Raw genomic sequence first — 18,066 nt, 5'->3', positions numbered from 1 at the left:
GCGCACACGCTTACGGTGAGCACCGCCTCGGCTGCGGAATAAAGGAGAGTCCACGTGAAACTCGAGCTCCGCGGGATCACCAAGGTGTTCGGATCCCTCGTCGCCAACGATGACATCAACCTCGTCATCGAACCCGGCGAGATCCACGCCCTGCTCGGTGAGAACGGGGCCGGCAAGTCGACGCTCATGAACGTCCTCTACGGCCTCTACGCCCCAGACGGCGGCCAGATCCTCATCGACGGCACCGAACGCCGCTTCACCGGCCCCGGCGATGCAGTCGCCGCCGGCATCGGCATGGTCCACCAGCACTTCATGCTCGTGCCCGTCTTCACCGTTGCCGAATCCGTCGCTCTGGGCTATGAGCCGACGAAGGGCCTCGGGCTGCTCGACCTCAACCAGGCCCGCGAGAAGGTCCGCGAGATCTCCGCCCGGTTCGGCTTCGACATCGACCCCGATGCCGTCATCGAGGACCTGCCGGTCGGCGCCCAGCAGCGCGTCGAGATCATCAAGGCGCTGTCCCGCGATGCCGAGGTCCTCATCCTCGACGAGCCGACCGCGGTGCTGACCCCGCAGGAGACCGACGAGCTCATCGAGATCATGCGCCAGCTCAAGGCTGAGGGCACCTCGATCGTGTTCATCACCCACAAGCTGCGCGAAGTCCGGGCGGTTGCCGACCAGATCACCGTCATCCGCCGCGGGGCGGTCGTCGGCGAGGCGGAGCCGACGTCCTCGGAACAGGAGCTCGCCAGCCTCATGGTCGGCCGCGACGTCAAGCTCGCCACCGAGAAGACCCCTGCCGACCCCGGTGAGGAGTCCTTCGTCGTCAAGGACCTGACCGTGCTGTCGAAGAACGGCACCGTCACCGTCGACAACATCTCCTTCTCCGTCGCCCGCGGCGAGATCTTCGTCATCGCAGGTGTGCAGGGCAACGGCCAGACCGAGGTCGCCGAAACGATCATCGGCCTCGACGAGCCGCACGCCGGCTCCATCACCCTCGAGGGTACGTCGCTGCTGGGCAAGTCAGTGAAGAAGCGCCTCGACGCCGGGATCGGGTTCGTGCCCGAGGACCGTTCCACCGACGGCGTCATCGCCGGCTTCTCCATCCGCGAGAACATGATCCTCGACCAGTACGACCGCGAGCCCTACGCCAAGGGCCTGGCGCTGCGCCCGACAGTCATCCGCGAGAAGGCCGCTGAGAAGGTCGAGGAGTTCGACATCCGGCTGACCTCGATCGACGACCCGATCTCAACCCTGTCCGGCGGCAACGCGCAGAAGGTCGTGCTCTCCCGTGAACTCGGCCGCAAGCTCAGCCTGCTCATCGCCAGCCAGCCGACCCGCGGCCTCGACGTCGGTTCGATCGAGTTCGTGCACAAGCGCATCATCGCCGAACGCGACGCCGGCACCCCCTGCATCATCGTCTCCACCGAGCTCGATGAAGCTCTCAACCTCGCCGACCGGATCGCGGTCATGTACCGCGGCACGATCATCGGCATCGTCCCCGGTGACACCCCGCGCGACGTGCTCGGCCTCATGATGGCGGGCGTGCCCGCCGATGAAGCCCTTGCCCGCTACCGCGACGGCTCAGGTGCCACCGCCGTGTCTGCAGCAGCGAAGGAGGAGCTCTGATGACGGACCAGCCCACTGCGGCAGCCACCGGCACGGACACCGCCACCGGCCCCAGCGGCCCGAAGAGCCCCGCAACCCCCGACGGTCCCGGCTCCGGCGGCGGCTCGACCGCAGCCAGCGGCCCGGGTGCCACCCAGGGCACGATCATCCGCCGCATTCTGTCGTCCTCGGCGATGGTCTCGGTGCTCTCGGTCGTCATCGCCCTCATCCTCGGCGGCATCCTCATCGCCGCTGCCAACCGCGAGGTCCAAGCCACCCTCGGTTACTTCTTCGCCCGCCCGACCGACTTCTTCGTCACCGTCTTCCGCACCGTCAGCGAGGCCTATCTGGCGCTCTTCCGCGGCGCGTTCATCGACTGGCAGGCCTCCAGCTTCGTGCGCGCGATCCGCCCGCTGACCGAGACGATGGTGAACGCCACCCCGCTCATCCTCGCCGGCCTCGGCATCGCCCTGGCCTTCCGGTCGGGCCTGTTCAACATCGGCGCCCAGGGCCAGCTCATCCTCGGCGCGATCCTCGGCGGCTACTTCGGCTACGCGGTCGGCCTGCCGCCGGTCATCCACTTCCTCTTCGCCCTCCTCATGGGTGCCGTCGCCGGCGCCTGCTGGGGCGGTATCGCCGGCTTCCTCAAGGCCCGCACCGGCGCCAACGAGGTCATCGTCACGATCATGCTGAACATGATCGCCGGCTACCTGCTGGCCTATCTGCTCAAGCAGAGCTGGTTCAAACAGACCACCTCGGCCAACCCCGCCACCCGCAACATCGACGAGTCCGCCTTCCTCCCGCAGCTGCTGCCGGACCCGTTCCGCCTGCACTTCGGCTTCATCGTCGCGCTGCTGGCCGTGCTGTTCGTCTGGTGGCTGCTGGAGCGCTCCACCCTCGGCTTCGAATTCCGCGCCGTCGGCGAGAACCCGAACGCCGCCCGCACCGCCGGCATCTCCGTCGGCCGGGTCACCCTGCTCGTCATGGTCACCGCCGGCGCCCTGTCGGGACTCGCCGGCGCCTCGCTCATCCTCGGCACCGAGGCCAAGCTCACCGGCGGCATCGCCGGCACGCTCGGCTTCGATGCCATCACCGTCGCCCTGCTCGGCCGGTCCCGGCCGCTGGGCACCCTGCTCGCCGGTCTGCTGTTCGGCGCCTTCCGCGCCGGCGGCTACCTCATGCAGTCCCAGACCGGCACCCCGATCGACATCGTCCTCGTCGTCCAGTCCGTGATCGTGCTGCTCATCGCCGCACCTCCGCTGGTGCGCACGATCTTCCGCCTGCCGGCACCCCTTGCAAAGGAGGCGCGATGAACGCCAAGAAGGCCACCGCGGCTGCTGAGAGCCTCGACCACGCCGCAGCCGACGTCCGGGCGCCGATCGCCTGGAAGTTCCCCATCATCTTCGGCGTCCTCGCCGTCCTCGCGCTGCTGTTCTTCGGCCTGCTGGCCGCCGCCGGCAAGCACACCACGTTCGCCTTCGCCTCCTCCGGTGACTTCTTCGCCATCCCCGAGGTGACGGTCCCGACGAAGCTCACCGGCATCGTCCTCGGCGTGGTCCTGCTGGCATTGGCCGCCTACGCCATTTTCGAGGCCGCAAACCGGCGCCGCATCCCCGCCTGGGTGATGGTGTCCTTCGGCATCATCTTCGTCCTCAGCTTCCTCAACTGGGCCGGCGGAGACACCGGCCGCATCCCGATCACCGCGCTGCTGGCCGGCTCGCTGGCCCTGTCAGTGCCGCTGATCTTCGGTTCGATGTGCGGGCTCGTCGGTGAGCGCTCAGGCATCATCAACATCGCCATCGAAGGCCAGCTGCTCGCCGGTGCATTCCTCGCCGCCGTCGTCGCCTCGCTGTTCTCCAGCCCGTACGCCGGCCTCATCGCAGCCCCTGTCGCCGGCGCGCTCGTCGCGGTCGTGTTGACGTTCTTCGCGGTGCGCTACTGGGTCGACCAGATCATCATCGGCGTGGTGCTCAACGTGCTCGTCATCGGCGTCACCAGCTTCCTGTTCTCCACCGTCCTCACCGCCAACGCCGAGAAGTGGAACTCACGCCAGCAGCTGCCGAACCTGCCGATCCCGCTGCTGTCCGACATCCCGGTGCTCGGCAACGTGCTGTTCAATCAGAACATCCTCGTCTACCTCATGTACATCACGGTGATCCTGCTGCAGATCTTCGTGTTCCGCTCCCGCTGGGGCCTGCGGATGCGCGCCATCGGCGAGCATCCGAAGGCCGCTGACACCGTCGGCATCAACGTCAACCTCAACCGGGTGGCCAACACGATCTTCGCCGGTGCGATCGCCGGCTTGGGCGGGGCGTTCTTCACGATCGGCTCCGGCCTGGCCTTCGGCAAGGAGATGTCGGCTGGGCAGGGCTACATCGCCCTGGCTGCGATGATCCTCGGCAAGTGGAACCCTGTGGGCGCACTGGCAGCGGCACTGCTGTTCGGATTCTCGAAGAACCTCGGCAACACGCTCTCGGCCATCGGCACCCCGGTGCCCAGCGAGCTGCTGCTCATGCTGCCCTACATCGTCACGATCCTCGCCGTGGCCGGATTCGTCGGCCGCGTCCGCCCGCCGGCCGCCGAAGGCAAGCCGTACTCCACCCAGTGACCCTGCCCAGGCAGGGAAGGAGGCTGCACATGCGACAGTTCGACGCCGAGGTGTGGCAGCAGCTGCATGACGCCGCCACCGTGGCGATGGAGCGCGCCTACGCACCGTACTCCGGCTACCCCGTCGGGGCAGCCGCACTTGTCGACGACGGCCGGATCGTCTCCGGCTGCAATGTCGAGAACGCCTCCTACGGGCTCGGCCTGTGCGCCGAATGCGGACTCGTGAGCGAACTCGCCCGCACCGGCGGGGGACGGCTCATCGCATTTGCCTGCGTCGACCAGAACCGTGACAAGCTGGTGCCATGCGGCCGCTGCCGCCAGCTGCTCTACGAGTTCGGCGGCCCCGACCTCGTCCTCGACATGCCGTCGGGCATCCGGCCGCTGGCAGACGTCCTGCCCGAGGCGTTCGGCCCGGACCACCTCGACACCACCTCGTGAAAGGACTCCCCATGACCGCAGAGACCACCACGGAAGCCTTCGACGCCGTCGACATCATCCGCACCAAACGCGACGGCGGCACCCTGAACGATGACCAGATCGCCTGGATCATCGACGCCTACACCCGCGGTGTCGTCGCCGATGAGCAGATGTCGGCCCTGGCGATGGCGATCTTCCTGCGTGGCATGAGCGATGCTGAGACCGCCCGCTGGACGCAGGCGATGATCGACTCCGGTGAGCGGATGAGCTTCGACTCGCTGTCCAAGCCGACTGTCGACAAGCACTCCACCGGCGGTGTCGGAGACAAGATCACCCTGCCGCTGGCCCCACTCGTCGCCGTCTTCGACGTCGCCGTCCCGCAGCTGTCCGGCCGCGGCCTCGGCCACACCGGCGGCACCCTCGACAAACTCGAATCGATCCCCGGCTGGCAGGCCGATATGAGCAACGAGGAGCTGGTCGCCCAGCTCGAGGACCTCGGCGCCGTCATCTGCGCCGCCGGCTCCGGCCTGGCACCAGCGGATAAGAAGCTCTACGCGCTGCGCGACATCACCGCCACCGTCGACTGCCTGCCGCTCATCGCCTCGTCGATCATGTCGAAGAAGATCGCCGAGGGCACCTCCGCCCTCGTCCTCGACGTCAAGGTCGGCTCAGGAGCGTTCATGAAGGACGAAGCCTCCGCCCGCGCACTGGCTGAGACGATGGTCCGCCTCGGCACCTCTGCCGGCGTCGACTGCACCGCGCTGCTGACCGACATGTCGACCCCGCTCGGGCTCACCGTCGGCAATGCGCTGGAAGTCCGCGAATCGGTTGAGGTGCTCGCCGGTGGCGGGCCCGCCGACGTCGTCGACCTCACCGTCGCGCTGGCTGAGGAGATGCTGCGCATGGCCGGCAAGCCCGACGCCGACGTCCGCGCCGCCCTGGCCGACGGTCGCGCGATGGACAAGTGGAACCAGATGATCCGCGCCCAGGGCGGCGACCCGGAGGCCGCGCTGCCGCAGGCAGCCGAGACCGAGGTGGTGCGCGCCGAATTCGCCGGCGTCCTCACCGGCCTCGACGCGCTGTCGGTCGGTGTGGCCTCCTGGCGCCTCGGCGCCGGCCGTGCCAAGCAGGGCGATGAGCTCTCGCTCGGCGCCGGTATCGAACTCCACGCCAAGCCCGGCGAAGCCGTCACCGCCGGTCAGCCGCTCATGACGCTGCACGCCGACAACCCGGCGCTCTTCGCCCGCGCCCAGGAAGCACTGGCCGAAGCCGTCGAGATCACCCCGGCCGCCGAAGGAGCCGACGCCGAGGCGGCTGCCGGTTCGATCGTCATCGGCCGCATCACCGCCTGAGCCTGAACTCCAACCCGAACCACCCCTGACATCCGTTACGAGACCCCGAACCTGAAGGAGATGCGATGACCGCACGCACCGACGTTGCCCGCATGATCGACCACACCCTGCTCAAGCCCCAGAGCACCGCCGAGGACGTCGCGGCACTCGTCGCTGAAGCCCAGGAGCTCGGTGTGCTCGCCGTGTGCGTCTCACCGAACATGCTGCCGCTGATGAACACCGGCGATCTCGTCGTCGCCACCGTCTGCGGTTTCCCCTCCGGTGCCCACCACGGTGAGGTCAAGGCCGCCGAGGCCGCGCTGTCGGTGCGTCAGGGGGCGGCAGAGGTCGACATGGTCATCAATCTCGGTCTCGCGCTCGCCGGTGACTTCAAGGGAGTCGAAGCCGAGATCCGCGAAGTCGTCAACGCCTGCGCCGAATCCAGCCGCGCCACCGGCTCCGAGGCGATCGTCAAGGTCATCATCGAATCTGCGGCACTGAACGACGATCAGATCGTCGCCGCCTGCAAGGCCGCCGAAACCGCAGGCGCCCACTTCGTCAAGACCTCGACTGGTTTCCACCCGGCCGGCGGCGCTTCGACGCATGCGGTCAAGCTCATGCGCCAGACCGTGGGCGACCGCCTCGGTGTCAAGGCCTCCGGTGGCATCCGCGATGCTGAGGCCGCTCAGCAGATGATCGACGCCGGTGCCTCCCGCCTCGGGCTCTCCGGTTCCGCGGCCGTGCTCGACGGCTTCGTGAACTGATCGCCCACACTCCGCCCAGATCGCGGAACGCGCCCGAGGAAATCCCTCGGGCGCGTTCGCGCGCGGTGGCTTTGCCGAGGTCAGAGCCCGAAGAACAATGTCAGGTCCGCCCGCATCTGCTCCAGTCGTGCACGGGCCGCTTCGATCTCCTCGAGCGCCCCGACTGCTTCGAGGTAGCACTTGAGCTTCGGTTCAGTGCCCGAGGGCCGGATGATGACCCGGTCACCGGCAGCCATCAGCAGCATGATCCCATCAGTCGGCGGCAGCTGTCCTGAGCCCTCAGCCAGGTCGATGACCTCGGTGACGTCATGGCCGGCCAGCTGCTCAGGCGCCGCAGCTCGCAGGCGGGCCATCGCCTCGCCGATGAGAGAGGTGTCGGTCAGCCGGAACGTCAGCGGCTGCGTGACGAACGCGCCATCACGCGTCCGGATGCGCTTCAGCTCATCGTCGACATTGCGGGCCTGCTCGGCCAATGCTGAGACCAGCGAGGCGAACACGACGCCGGCCGAGATGCCGTCCTTATCGCGCACGACATCCGGGTCGACGCAGTAGCCCAGCGCCTCCTCATAGCCGAACGCCACACCCGGAACACGGGAGATCCACTTGAAGCCGGTGAGCGTGGCCGCATGCTCCAGCCCATGGGACTTCGCCGCAGCGGCAAGCGCGCGAGACGACACGATCGAATTGGCCAGCACCGCATCCTGTGGGCTGCGGGCAGCGATGTGCTCACCGAGCAGCAGACCGACCTCGTCACCGGTCAGCTGCCGCCAGCCGCTTGTACCTTCCTCAGCACCGGCAGCCGGATGCACCGGCACAGCTGCCGACATGCGGTCGGCATCCGGGTCGTTGGCGATGATGAGATCGGCACCGACCGCATCGGCCAGGGCAATCGCGGCATCGAGGGCACCGTCCTCCTCAGGGTTGGGGAAAGTCACCGTCGGGAAGTCCGGGTCCGGCTGCTCCTGAGAGGCCACCGCATGGACATCGTCGAAACCGGCGCGCTCGAGTGCCGCGCACATCGTCGCCCCGCCGACCCCGTGCAGGCTCGTGATGACGATCCGCACCGGTGCTGTGCGCACAGCACCGAGCCGCTGGCCGAGCGCATCGATCGAGGCGAGATAGTCCTCGACGATCTGCTCACTGACCGTCTTCCAGCCGGACTCGGCACGCGGGGTGTCAGCGACCGTGGCGATGCCGGCGATGTGGGCGGCGATGAGGTCATCGAAGGGCGGGACGATCTGCGCACCAGCCCCCGCCTCGGCGGCGGCAGCAGCCTGCGCATCACCCTGCCGGTCCAGGACCGCCTGGAGGGGGCGGGCGCCGAGGTAGACCTTGTATCCGTTGTCCTGCGGCGGGTTGTGGCTGGCGGTCACCATGACCCCGGCATCGCAGTCGAGATGACCGAGCGCGAAGGCGAGCACCGGGGTGGGCAGCTTGTCGGGCAGCAGCAGCGCCTGCCCACCGGCGGCGGTGACGACAGCAGCGGTGTCGCGGGCGAAGTCAGCTGAGCCGTGGCGGGCATCGCAGCCGATGACAACCCGGAATCCCTCACCGAGGGTGTCGCGCAGGAACCCGGCCAGACCGGCGGCCGCGCGGATGACGACGGCCCGGTTCATGCGGTTCGGCCCGCCGCCGAGTGCCCCGCGCAGCCCGGCGGTGCCGAAGGTCAGGGGAGCGGCGAACCGGTCCTCCAGCTCCGCGATCGCGGCCGCATCGCCGGCCGTTGCAGATTCCAGCAGTGCGGCCAGTTCCGTGCGGGTCTGCTCGTCTGGGTCGTCGGCGATCCAGGACTCGACGATGTCGGCATCGAAGCCGTCGGTGAAGACCGTCGGCGCAGGTGGCTGTGGGGGCTGCGACTGTGGGGGCTGGGCGGGGCTCATCAGTCCTCCTGGGCGATCTTGCCGACGATCTCGGCCAGCAGCCGCGAGATCCGCGGTCCTGCGGCCTTGCCGGCGGCGATGACCTCTGAGTGGTCGAGCGGCTCGGCGCTCACACCGGCGGCGAGGTTCGTCACGAGCGAGATGCCGAGGATCTCAAGCCCCGCCTCACGGGCGGCGATCGCCTCGAGTGCGGTCGACATGCCGACGAGGTCGGCGCCGAGCGCACCGGCCATCCTCACCTCGGCCGGAGTCTCATAGTGGGGTCCGCGGAACTGGGCGTACACACCCTCGGGCAGGTCGCTGTCGATCGAGCGGGCGAGCTCACGCAGCCGCGAGGAGTACAGGTCGGTCAGGTCGACGAACGTCGCGCCCTCCAGCGGGGAGGCGGCGGTGAGGTTGATGTGATCGGAGATGAGCACCGGGGTGCCGGGGCCCCATTCGGGGTTGAGCCCGCCGCAGCCGTTGGTGAGCACGAGCGTTTGGCAGCCGGCGGCAGCTGCGGTCCGCACACCGTGGGCGACTGCACGCACGCCGCGGTCTTCGTAGAAGTGGGTGCGGGCTCCGAGCACGAGCGCATGCTTGGCCTCAGCACCGGAGCCGGGGTCGTCGATGCGCAGGGTGCGCAGGGTGCCGCCGTGGCCGGCGACGACGGGGGAGTGGAAGCCGGGCACCTCGGCGGCCAGCACCTCGGAGATGGTCTCACCGATGAGCTCGGCGGCCTCACCCCAGCCCGAGCCCAGGACGAGGGCGATGTCGTGGTGGTCGATGCCGGCAGCGTCGTTGAGGACGGTGGCTGCCTGCTTGGCGGCGGCGGTAGGATCGCTGATGTGTGAGTCGCTCATGGTCTGAGATTATCAGCGGCGCTCGCAGCCTGCCGGAACTGAGGAAAGGAACGCGCCCGTGCACATCCGCCCCTTCACCGACGGTGATGACCTGCGGCTCAACGACGTCCTGCACGACGCCGCGAACCCCGCCGAGCATGCCGCGCGCAACCTCTTCCGCGCCGACTCCGAGTCCCCGCTCTCCCGCTGTGTTGTCGCCTCGCTCGAAGACGAAGGCCCTGGGGCCGAGGTGCTCATTGGTGCCGCTGCGATCGCCGCCTCTCCTGCCCATCCTCACCGTGCGTGGGCGCACGTCGAGGTCGCAGAGACCGAACGTCGCCGAGGCGTGGGTTCAGCTCTGCTGCAGGCCGCGCGCGAGGCGGTGGCTGGCACGGATCTGATCGACCTGCCGCTGCGTGGCCGGGTGGCCGCTGATTCCGTCGGTGCGGACGCTGCCGAAAGCCAGGGTGCCGACCTTCTGTTCACGACCCGGGTCATCAAGGTCAAGCCCTCGGCACTCGGTGGGCTGGGCGCTGACCGGCTGGAGGACTTCGAGGTCACCGCCACCGGTTCGGTGGCGCTGACCCAGGCGTTCGCTGCCTGGTATGCAGGCGTCAACGCCGCTGACCCGGCAGCTGAGATGTCGATCGGCGAGGTCAACCGCCGGTTCCTCTCCGAACCGACCGGCGCCCACGGTGCTGCCCTCATGCGCCGTGACGGCGAGGTCTCGGCATTCGCGGTTTCCTACCCGCACGAGGACGGCGCCACTGAGCTCACCCTCGCGGCCGCGTATGACGGCAAGGTGGGGGCGGCCAATCGTGGTGAGAACGCCGCGGAGTTCACCGTCGACCGCAACGACCCTGGCTTCCAGGCAGGTCTCGAGGACACCGGTGCGCTGCTGGCCCGCCTGTCCACCGACAGTGAGGTCGTCGTCGAGGTCACCGACGAGATGCCGGTGGTCTCCGAACTCATGGACGGGCTCATCTCCGCAGGTGTGGCCGAGGTGCTCTACACCTACAAGACGATCTCACTGTCCTGACCGGCAGCAGGCCTGATATCGACAGGCAGGGCGAGTGACCCGGAGACGAACCACGCCCAGCCCGCAGGCGGCAACGGCAGGTCGCGCATCCCCAAAGCTGCAAGCTCCCCTTGTTGTCGCAGCCCGAGCAGCAGCTGTGGCCCGGTTTTCGTGATGGCCGCCAGCGGAGAACCGTAGGGCAGCTGACCCGTCAGGGGATAGCTGATCGCGCAGTACTCTGCCGAGGCGGCGAGCGCGGCGGCAGCCGGGTCTGCCTCATGCGCATCGATGAGCGCCATGACCTCCGGGGACTGACCATCGGCCGGTGGCTGAGCGAGGTCCGCCAGCAGCGGATGGCACAGTTCGGCCGGACCGCGCAAGCAGAGCACAGGCCCGTCGACGTCGGGGACCCACAGGATGTCCTCACCAAGCGGCCCTCGCCCGAGCCGGAACGACGCCGCTCCGGTCTCGGTTCGCTGGAACCCTCCGTCACCGCATCCACCCATCCAGACTGAACCAACACGGTCCGCCCGGTCGGCCTGGGCCGTCTGGCTGCCGGCTGGTGGGTCGGTGCGTGGCTGTGCGAGCTGGACGGCAACACCCTCTCGCGCGTTTGCCGGGGCCGGTTGGCTGCGGGCCGCCGGGCCGAGCACGACGGCACGGCCCGGCGGCCACACACCAGCGAAGCGCCCAGCAGGCAGTCCGTAGTGCAGGGAATCCTGGGCGTCATTGGTCGGGAAGACGATCCGGGTGGCAGCTCGTGCCGCGACCGGGGAGTGGAGGAACCGGCGCCCAGCCACCACGACGAACATCGGTGCCGCCGTGCCTCCGGCTGTCAGCAGCTGTGTGAGCCTCTCCAGTCGTCGCGAGGCTTCATGCCGGGCTGCCAGCGCCTCATAGTCGTCGATGCACAGACACACATCACCTGGGTCGAGGGCGCCGATGTCGAAGAGTGCCAGCAGATACTCCAGCGTCCACGGTTCGTTGTGGCTGAACGTCACGAACCCGGAACCAGCCGCCTCTGAGGAACCGGACGGCCCTGACGACAGCATGATCACTGACTTCCCGTGTGCTGCGGCCGCCTGCCCGCACCGCAGCAGCGCACTCGTCGCTCCCGCACCACTGCCGCCGGTGATGACCACAGACCCATCACGACCGGGGTCGTAGTGCCACGGTTCTGTCACTCCGTCGTCGGGGAAGTCGAGGATGCCGAGCAGCGTGGGCTCTCCGTCATAAGTGACGCGTACCGGCAGCGGCGGCGGGATGACGCGGTGGGGCGCAGGCAGATGGCGTGCGGCCTCATGCGAGGCATCGGCAAGCGCACTGACGGTCAGCGCCGGCGGTTCGGGTGGTGGCACGAATCGTAGCCGTACACAACCAGCCGTCACACCTCCTGACGCTGACTGCCCGTCGCCCAGGCGCGTCCACTGGACTTCGCAGTGCTCAGCCGCCGGGCCACCGGGAGCTTGCGCGCCCGTCTGTGCCCGCGCCTCGTCAGCGGCGATATCGATGGTCGCGGTGCGAAACGGGACCGGCGCACCGCCGTCGCTGAGGAACCCGAGGCCCGGCTGGTCAGGCGGGATGCCGGCAGCGTCCTCACACTCGATGACCTCACGCGAATCGACGCCGTCGCGCACCCGCAGGGCGATGCGCAGATTGATATTAGCTTTCATCCGCGGGGTGACGATCCCGGCCGGCCGCTGGGTGGCGAGCACAACGTGGATGCCCAGCGACCGGCCCACCGCAGTCAGCGACTCCAGCACCTCGGTGCCAGCCGGATGCTCGGTGATGAGCGCGTGGAACTCATCGATGATGACGACCAGACGCGGCAGACGCTGCTCCGGTGACCCAGTGCCGGCGCCGGCGTTGAACGCGTCGATGTCAGCCGCGCCGTGGTCGGCGAGCAACCGCTCCCGGCGCAGGATCTCAGCACCGAGGTTGCGCAGCGTGCGCATCCCGGCCGCCGGATCGAGGTTGCTCACCACCGCATCCGTGTGGGCGAACGCGGTGAAGGGCGCGAAAGCCGCCCCGCCCTTGAAATCGATGAGCACGAAGCGCAGCTCGGCGCTGCTGTACCGGGCCGCCAGCGATGCGATCCAGGTCTGGAGCAGCACAGACTTGCCGCTGCCGGTCGTGCCGGCCAGCAGCGCATGCGGGCCGGAGGCGAACAGGTCGATGAGCGCAGCCCCGCCCGGACCGCGCCCGAGCGGCACCGCCGACCGGCGGGCGGCGGCATCAGCAGTGCCGCCGGTCAGCTCCTGCTGGGCGAGTAGCTCACCGAGCGTGCACTCCTGCTGCCAATCAGGCAGCGGAGGCTGCCACGCCCGGTTGAGAGTCAGGAACCGCTCCGGCCGCATCCGCGTCGGCTCAATCTCGCCGGTGAGCGGACGGGGGAGGTCCTCGGGTGCCTCTGCCAGCACCCGGAGGTGTGCCGCACCGTCGTCGCCGAGGCGCAGCAGCCAAGTCTCGACGCTGCGAACCGGATCGCCGCCCGGCCCGATCTGCACCTCCCACTGCCCGTCCTGAGCATCTGCCGCTGGCCGGCCGCTCACTTCGACGGAGGCTTCCCCACCGTCTAACGACAGGGGGAGTGCTGCGAGCTCCGGGCAGACGGCCAGCAGCTGCGCAGTCGTCACGTGGACCGCGAGCCCTCGGCTGGTGAGCTGTGAGAGCACCGCCCGCAGCACCGCAGAGACCTGCGCCAGCGACCCCTCGGCCCGGAGCTGCAGGCAGGTGAGGTCGATGATGAGCGGCACGGTGTCAGCCGCCGAGTAGTGGCGCTGCCCGAACTGCGCACCTGTCGACAGGTACTGGTCCAGCTGCTGGCGTTCGGCCAGGGCAAGCGGATCCTCCGTCGCCGAGGTGGTGGTCTCCTGGGCAGTGATCGGGATGTCGCGGATACCGCCGGGCAGCAGCGCGGGACCCATTCCGATGGTCGTCTCCCCGCCGGTGAGTCTGCGCCGGTGGGCGGCGTCGAGCGTCAGCCGGTTGGACTCTGCAAGACGGTACAGGCACTCCCGGACCGCTGTTCGGTAATCCTGGCAGGCGCACAGCACGTCGCGTCGGTAGCGGCGCCGACCGGTGACGTACATGATCCCAGCGGTGATGGGCCCGGAGATGCTGAAGAGCAGGAACATCCACATCTGTGTGAAGACCGCCAGCGCAATACCGATCGCGATCGGTGCTGCGTACATCAGCCACGAGGGCGCACGCGGCCGGGCGACGGTGGCGATCCGCGGCCAGCTGACCGGTGAAGTGCTGGTCGACTGACCGGCGTGGGGCAGCGTCTGCGGCGGGATGAGGCGTGCAGCGGTGCTGCCGAATGCCGTCACGGCAGCAGTGGACGCCAGTGGGATGCTTCTCATCCCGCCCGAATCGCTCACCTGGATGCCCGAGGGCGCGTTTCGCAGGGTGAGGAGTTCGCGCGAGAGGTACGGGTCGGCGACTGCGATATCGGCCGCAGGTGTCCGGCCCATCGTCCACGCGCCGATTGGCAGCGGGTGAGCAAAACCGGAATCCGGGCCGGTGAGGTATTCGATGATGCCGGTGCGTTCGGCTGGCAGCACGGCGACGGGAGCGAGCTGGTCGGCAACCGGACCAGGCGGAGGCGCGGCGACCGCGTCGCCGGTGGCGGGGCCGTCATCGAAGATAACCAAGGTGGCTGCCGCTGCCTGCGCCCACGTGCGCCACGGATCGGTGAGCACCGGCGGCGGTTCGGCCCCGCAGGGCACGACTCGTGGCTGCCCGGTGAGGTGACCTAATCCGACGCGCGGCAGGAAGTCATCGAGGAACGCGCCGAGCACCGATTCGGCACTCGGCCGCCCAGCGGCGACGACGCGCGCGCTGTGCAGCGAGAACTCGGCGATGACGTAGACGATTCCACTCGGCATGCCTGCACGATAGGAACGCGGCCACCCCTCCGGTCACCGAGACGAGAGCGCTGTGGACGACCGGGAGTGTCCACACCCGCGCGCACACCAGCCAGCTCGACGGTCCACAGCCAGTTACCGCCTCGGCGGCGGATCACCGGTCGAGACGCAGGCCGCCGCGGGAGGTGGCCGTGGCCTCCAGCGGGATCCCATCCGGGACGAACGGTGAGAGCGCCACCGGCCGGAACCGCGTCGAGATCGACACTTCGACAGTCGAGTCATCGACCGCCCGGCCGCGCACGCCCACCCGGTAGAACCTCTCGGACCGGGGCACCTGCCGCAGGTAGTCATGGGCCCGGGCCTGCACCTCGGCGTCGGAGAACTCGATCCGCGGTCCCGAGCCCTGATAGGAGGGCTGGAAGCTGTCAGCGGCACTGAGCGCAGCCGAGTCCGCCAGCGCGTAGAGCTTGCGCTGGGCGAGATAGATGTCGCTGATGACGACGGCGAGGAAGATGAGTGCCAGGCCGATCGCGGTGAACCCGATCGCCAGCGGCGTGATCGACCCGTCGTCGCTGGTGAGCCTGAGTCTCCCGGGCTTCGGGGCGTGGGCGATCATGGCTGCGCGCCTGCATCGCGGTGCGGGTAGATGACGTCGGAGTGCTCGGCGGTGACCGTCAGGTGCGGGGTGCGCTGCGGGCCGAAGATCGCCGGCACGCCGGGGACCGGGATACGCGCCCGGACGTGCGCGGTGACGATGCCGCCTGCTTCGGTGCACGAGTCCGAGCAGCGGAAGGTCACGTCATAGGTGGCGTCCTCGACACCGAAATCGGTGAAGTGCATCTGCGCCAGCGCCTCGGCTCGGGCCTGTGCGCTGCCGGGGTGTTCGGCTGCCACGCGGGCGGCGTTGATCGCCGTCGTGTTCGTCGCATAGGACCCCGCTTGCAGGTGCCCGAGAGTGAGAATGAGGTAGATGAGCGGGATCAGCAGCACGACCGAGGCGAAGATGAACTCAATCGGCGCGGTTCCCTCATCATCTCTCAGCCGCTGGCGCAGCGCGGACGTCATCGGCGACCTCATCCGTCGATGTCCTCAACGAGAGCGCGGCCACTGAGCTGCCAGGTGCCGGTGGGTCCCAGCAGACCGATGACCGGCACAGGCGTAGTGACCGTCACGGTGACGATGTCCTCTCCGCCGACGGTGCTGTAATCGACGTCGATGCGCTCGGCATACCGGCTGCTGACAGCATCGCTGATGAGCTGCTGGGTCAGCTCGGCGCCCTCCCGTGGTGCGGCGTCAGGCAGGGAGGCGAGCCGGGCCCCGGCGACGGCCGAGTCGATGACAGTGTTGCGCACATGCATCGCCAACCCGAGCTGAATGACCGCAAGGAACACCAGACTCAGCAGGGCAGCCACCATGACGAACTCAGCGACAGCGACACCATCGTCGCTGCCGAGACCGAGACTGCGGTGACTGCTGCGGCCGCTGCCGGGGAGGCTCTCAGCTGTGCGGGCCACACTCACCCGCCAGAACCGCGCACCTTCGACATCGAGTCCTCGAACATCGACGTGAAGGCATCCCCGGCCAGCGCCCACAGGGCCACCACAAGCCCCGCGGTCATCATCGTGATGAGCACCCAGCCGGGCACGTCGCCGCGGTCTGGGCTGGTCTCCCTGCGGCCCCGCTCGTCCCTCCCGGGCAGGTAGGCGAAGGGGTCGATCACGAAGGCGATGACGAGCAGGTGCCAGCTGGTCCACCGGCGGGTGGGCGCCTCGGCAGGGGAGTGCGCGGCCGGGGTGCGTGTCGGGGTGGTCATGGTTTCTCCTTTCGGTGTGCCGCCGGCTGGCGGCCGGTATCAGGTGCCGCGGCAGACGCGCGCGGTCAGGACAGAAGGTCAGTAGGACAGATTCAGCACCGCCAGGGACGGGAAGATCGCGAATAGGACGGTGATGGGCAGCACGAAGATGACGACGGGAACGAGCATCCCGACTTCCTTCTTGCCGCTGAGCTCCATGAGCTGCCGGCGTCCCTCATCGCGGACATCGGTGGCCTGGGCGCGCAGCACCTCGGACAGCGGAGTGCCGCGGGCGATCGCGACGGCCATCCCGTCGACGAACTGCGCGATCGACTGGATGCCGGTGCGCTTGCCGAGGTGGTCGAGCGCCTCAACGAGCGGAGTGCCGGTGCGGGCCTCGGCGAGGGTGTAGGCCAGCTCCCGGCTCAGTTCGCCTTCGGTGGCCCGGCAGGCTCGGTCGAGCGCATCGACTGTTCCCTCACCGGCGGTGATGGACAGGGCCAGCAGCTCGGCGATCGTCGGGAACTCCGCGAGGATCCGCGCTTCCCGCTGCCGCACCCGGTGCGAAAGCCACCAGTCGTTGAGCAGATGCCCGGCGACGGCACCGAAGATGAGGCAGCCGAGGATGATGATTGGGTGTGGGCCGCGGCTGACGGACACGAACGCCGCCAGCAGCGCCCCGGCTCCGAACCCGCCGGCGATGAGCAGCAGCTGGTGCGCCCGGAACCGCTCGATCGTCTCTCCGGGCCCGAGGCGGTCGAGGCGTGCCGTGATCCCGGCATTGGTCGTCAGCCTGGAGGTCAGCCAGGACCCTCCGCGGTTGAGCCAGGAGGTGAGGATGCCGCGCACACCGGCATCGGCGGGTTCGGTCTCTGCGAACAGGGCCGCGATCCGCGGCTGATCGCGCAGATACGGGGCGATACGGTCAGCGAGCGTGATGCGGTTGAAGATCGGCCAGCTGGTGACGAAGAACGCGAGCGACAGCCCGAGCACCAGCCCGGTGACGATGATGACAGCAGGATGCGTCGGATCGATGCGCACTGATCCGAGCGGGCCGAAGGGAATCTCAAAGGGCATGGTGCACCGTCCCTATCGCAGCACTCGCGGTTCAGCGGGCAGCCGGCCGATGCGCTTCATCGCGCTGTAGGCGACCAGTGAGATGGCGAGGCCGACGAGCAGCAGCAGTGTGCCGGTGGCCGAGTTGTATGCCTGGGCGGTCTCCGGCCGGGTGGCCAGCAGGGCGAGCACCACCCATGGGGCGGCGACGGCAAGCCGGGCGCCGGTGACCGTCCAGCTCTGTCTTGCCTGCATCTCCGCACGGGTGCGGGAGTCATCGCGCAGGAACTGGCTGAGCGTCTTGAGCATCGTGCCAAGATCGGTGCCGCCGACCTCGCGGGTGACTGCCAGTGCGGCGACGATGCGATCGGCGACCGGGTCGGCACAGGCGGACTTGAAGGCGGTGAGCGCCATGGAGAACGATCCGGTTGCCCGGTACTCCTCAGCGAAGACAGCGAACAGCGGACGCAGCGGCTCGGGCCCGCGCTGGGCGAGCCCGCCGAGCGCCTCGGGCAGGGCGAGACCGGCCCGCACACCGGAGTTGAGGTGGTCAATCGCCTCCGGCCACAGGGCCCGGCGGGCTACGGTGCGCGACCGTGCCCGGTGCCGCACCGCGTACGACGGCACGAGTGCGGCGAAGAAGGCGAAGCAGCCGGCGATCGCGATCGCGTTCGTGACGGCATAGGCGAAGAGGAACGCGATCCCGGCAGCCCCCAGTCCTCCGAGCACGAGGTGGTAGGGCCGCAGCCTGGGCAGGCCGGCGGTGGTGAGCATGTCCTGGGCGTCGCGGATGAAGCGCGGCGGCTCGGTCTGGCGTGGCGGGGACTCCCAGCACGACCACCAGATGAGGAACAGCCCCACCCCGATGCCCAGCCCGCACAGCGCTCCGCTCAGCGACGTCGTCAT

Annotated in this window: 16 protein-coding genes; 7 read left to right on the top strand and 9 right to left on the bottom strand. The window is 68.9% G+C overall.

The features are described 5' to 3' along the window. Positions 1 to 54 precede the first annotated feature (54 nt). The 6 genes from HLA91_RS10260 to deoC all read left to right on the top strand — a co-directional run bounded on the left by HLA91_RS10260 (position 55) and on the right by deoC (position 6,724). Complete coding sequence (locus HLA91_RS10260) at positions 55 to 1,626, top strand: ATP-binding cassette domain-containing protein (RefSeq protein ID WP_170274586.1); 1,572 nt, start codon at positions 55 to 57, stop codon at positions 1,624 to 1,626. After that, positions 1,626 to 2,918: an ABC transporter permease gene (locus HLA91_RS10255; RefSeq protein WP_170274585.1), complete on the top strand. Its 1,293-nt coding sequence runs from the start codon at positions 1,626 to 1,628 to the stop codon at positions 2,916 to 2,918. Before HLA91_RS10260 ends, HLA91_RS10255 begins: the two co-directional genes overlap by 1 nt. Then, positions 2,915 to 4,213, top strand: a complete 1,299-nt coding sequence (locus HLA91_RS10250; RefSeq protein WP_170274584.1) for an ABC transporter permease — start codon at positions 2,915 to 2,917, stop codon at positions 4,211 to 4,213. The genes HLA91_RS10255 and HLA91_RS10250 overlap by 4 nt, the downstream gene beginning before the upstream one ends. Before the next feature lie 29 nt (positions 4,214 to 4,242). Continuing rightward, the gene (locus HLA91_RS10245; protein WP_170274583.1) at positions 4,243 to 4,650 is read left to right on the top strand and encodes a cytidine deaminase; all 408 of its coding nucleotides are present in this window, start codon (positions 4,243 to 4,245) and stop codon (positions 4,648 to 4,650) included. An 11-nt stretch (positions 4,651 to 4,661) separates the two neighbouring features. Next, entirely contained in the window at positions 4,662 to 5,981 is a 1,320-nt protein-coding gene (locus HLA91_RS10240; RefSeq protein WP_170274582.1) for a thymidine phosphorylase, read from the top strand. A 65-nt stretch (positions 5,982 to 6,046) separates the two neighbouring features. Beyond that, the gene (gene deoC / locus HLA91_RS10235) at positions 6,047 to 6,724 is read left to right on the top strand and encodes a deoxyribose-phosphate aldolase (protein WP_102162993.1); all 678 of its coding nucleotides are present in this window, start codon (positions 6,047 to 6,049) and stop codon (positions 6,722 to 6,724) included. 80 nt (positions 6,725 to 6,804) lie between these two features. Here deoC and HLA91_RS10230 read toward each other — a convergent pair whose 3' ends face one another. Together HLA91_RS10230 and HLA91_RS10225 are read right to left on the bottom strand one after the other, a co-directional pair. Further along, positions 6,805 to 8,604: a phospho-sugar mutase gene (locus tag HLA91_RS10230; protein WP_170274581.1), complete on the bottom strand. Its 1,800-nt coding sequence runs from the start codon at positions 8,602 to 8,604 to the stop codon at positions 6,805 to 6,807. After that, positions 8,604 to 9,446 (bottom strand): purine-nucleoside phosphorylase, encoded by an 843-nt coding sequence (locus tag HLA91_RS10225; protein WP_170274580.1) that lies wholly within the window; start codon positions 9,444 to 9,446, stop codon positions 8,604 to 8,606. The genes HLA91_RS10230 and HLA91_RS10225 overlap by 1 nt, the downstream gene beginning before the upstream one ends. 58 nt (positions 9,447 to 9,504) lie before the next feature. On the opposite strand from HLA91_RS10225, the gene HLA91_RS10220 reads away from it, so the two are divergent. Then, positions 9,505 to 10,464 carry a GNAT family N-acetyltransferase gene (locus HLA91_RS10220; protein ID WP_170274579.1) on the top strand — a complete coding sequence of 320 codons (960 nt, stop codon included), beginning with the start codon at positions 9,505 to 9,507 and terminating at the stop codon, positions 10,462 to 10,464. On the opposite strand, the gene HLA91_RS10215 is transcribed toward HLA91_RS10220, so the two are convergent. The 7 genes from HLA91_RS10215 to HLA91_RS10185 form a co-directional block, all read right to left on the bottom strand. Further along, positions 10,440 to 14,333, bottom strand: a complete 3,894-nt coding sequence (locus HLA91_RS10215; protein WP_170274578.1) for an FtsK/SpoIIIE domain-containing protein — start codon at positions 14,331 to 14,333, stop codon at positions 10,440 to 10,442. The genes HLA91_RS10220 and HLA91_RS10215 overlap by 25 nt on opposite strands. Positions 14,334 to 14,466: 133 nt before the next feature. Beyond that, on the bottom strand, positions 14,467 to 14,928 hold the full coding sequence (locus HLA91_RS10210) for a pilus assembly protein TadG-related protein (RefSeq protein WP_102162988.1): 462 nt from the start codon (positions 14,926 to 14,928) through the stop codon (positions 14,467 to 14,469). Beyond that, a complete protein-coding gene (locus HLA91_RS10205; RefSeq protein ID WP_165883441.1) occupies positions 14,925 to 15,377 on the bottom strand; it encodes a hypothetical protein in 453 nt (150 codons plus the stop codon). Before HLA91_RS10205 ends, HLA91_RS10210 begins: the two co-directional genes overlap by 4 nt. Before the next feature lie 8 nt (positions 15,378 to 15,385). Then, a complete protein-coding gene (locus HLA91_RS10200; protein WP_257995222.1) occupies positions 15,386 to 15,826 on the bottom strand; it encodes a TadE family protein in 441 nt (146 codons plus the stop codon). A 2-nt stretch (positions 15,827 to 15,828) separates the two neighbouring features. Then, complete coding sequence (locus HLA91_RS14280; protein WP_375544673.1) at positions 15,829 to 16,125, bottom strand: hypothetical protein; 297 nt, start codon at positions 16,123 to 16,125, stop codon at positions 15,829 to 15,831. A gap of 78 nt (positions 16,126 to 16,203) precedes the next feature. Next, the gene (locus tag HLA91_RS10190) at positions 16,204 to 17,181 is read right to left on the bottom strand and encodes a type II secretion system F family protein (protein ID WP_170274577.1); all 978 of its coding nucleotides are present in this window, start codon (positions 17,179 to 17,181) and stop codon (positions 16,204 to 16,206) included. 12 nt (positions 17,182 to 17,193) lie between these two features. Beyond that, entirely contained in the window at positions 17,194 to 18,066 is an 873-nt protein-coding gene (locus tag HLA91_RS10185) for a type II secretion system F family protein (protein WP_170274576.1), read from the bottom strand.

The sequence above is a fragment of the Brevibacterium luteolum genome (assembly GCF_013004595.1).
In the GTDB taxonomy this organism is placed as follows: Bacteria; Actinomycetota; Actinomycetes; order Actinomycetales; family Brevibacteriaceae; genus Brevibacterium; species Brevibacterium luteolum.
The sequence above is the reverse complement of the archived record's forward strand: the minus strand, read 5'-3'. Positions and strand labels throughout refer to the sequence as shown.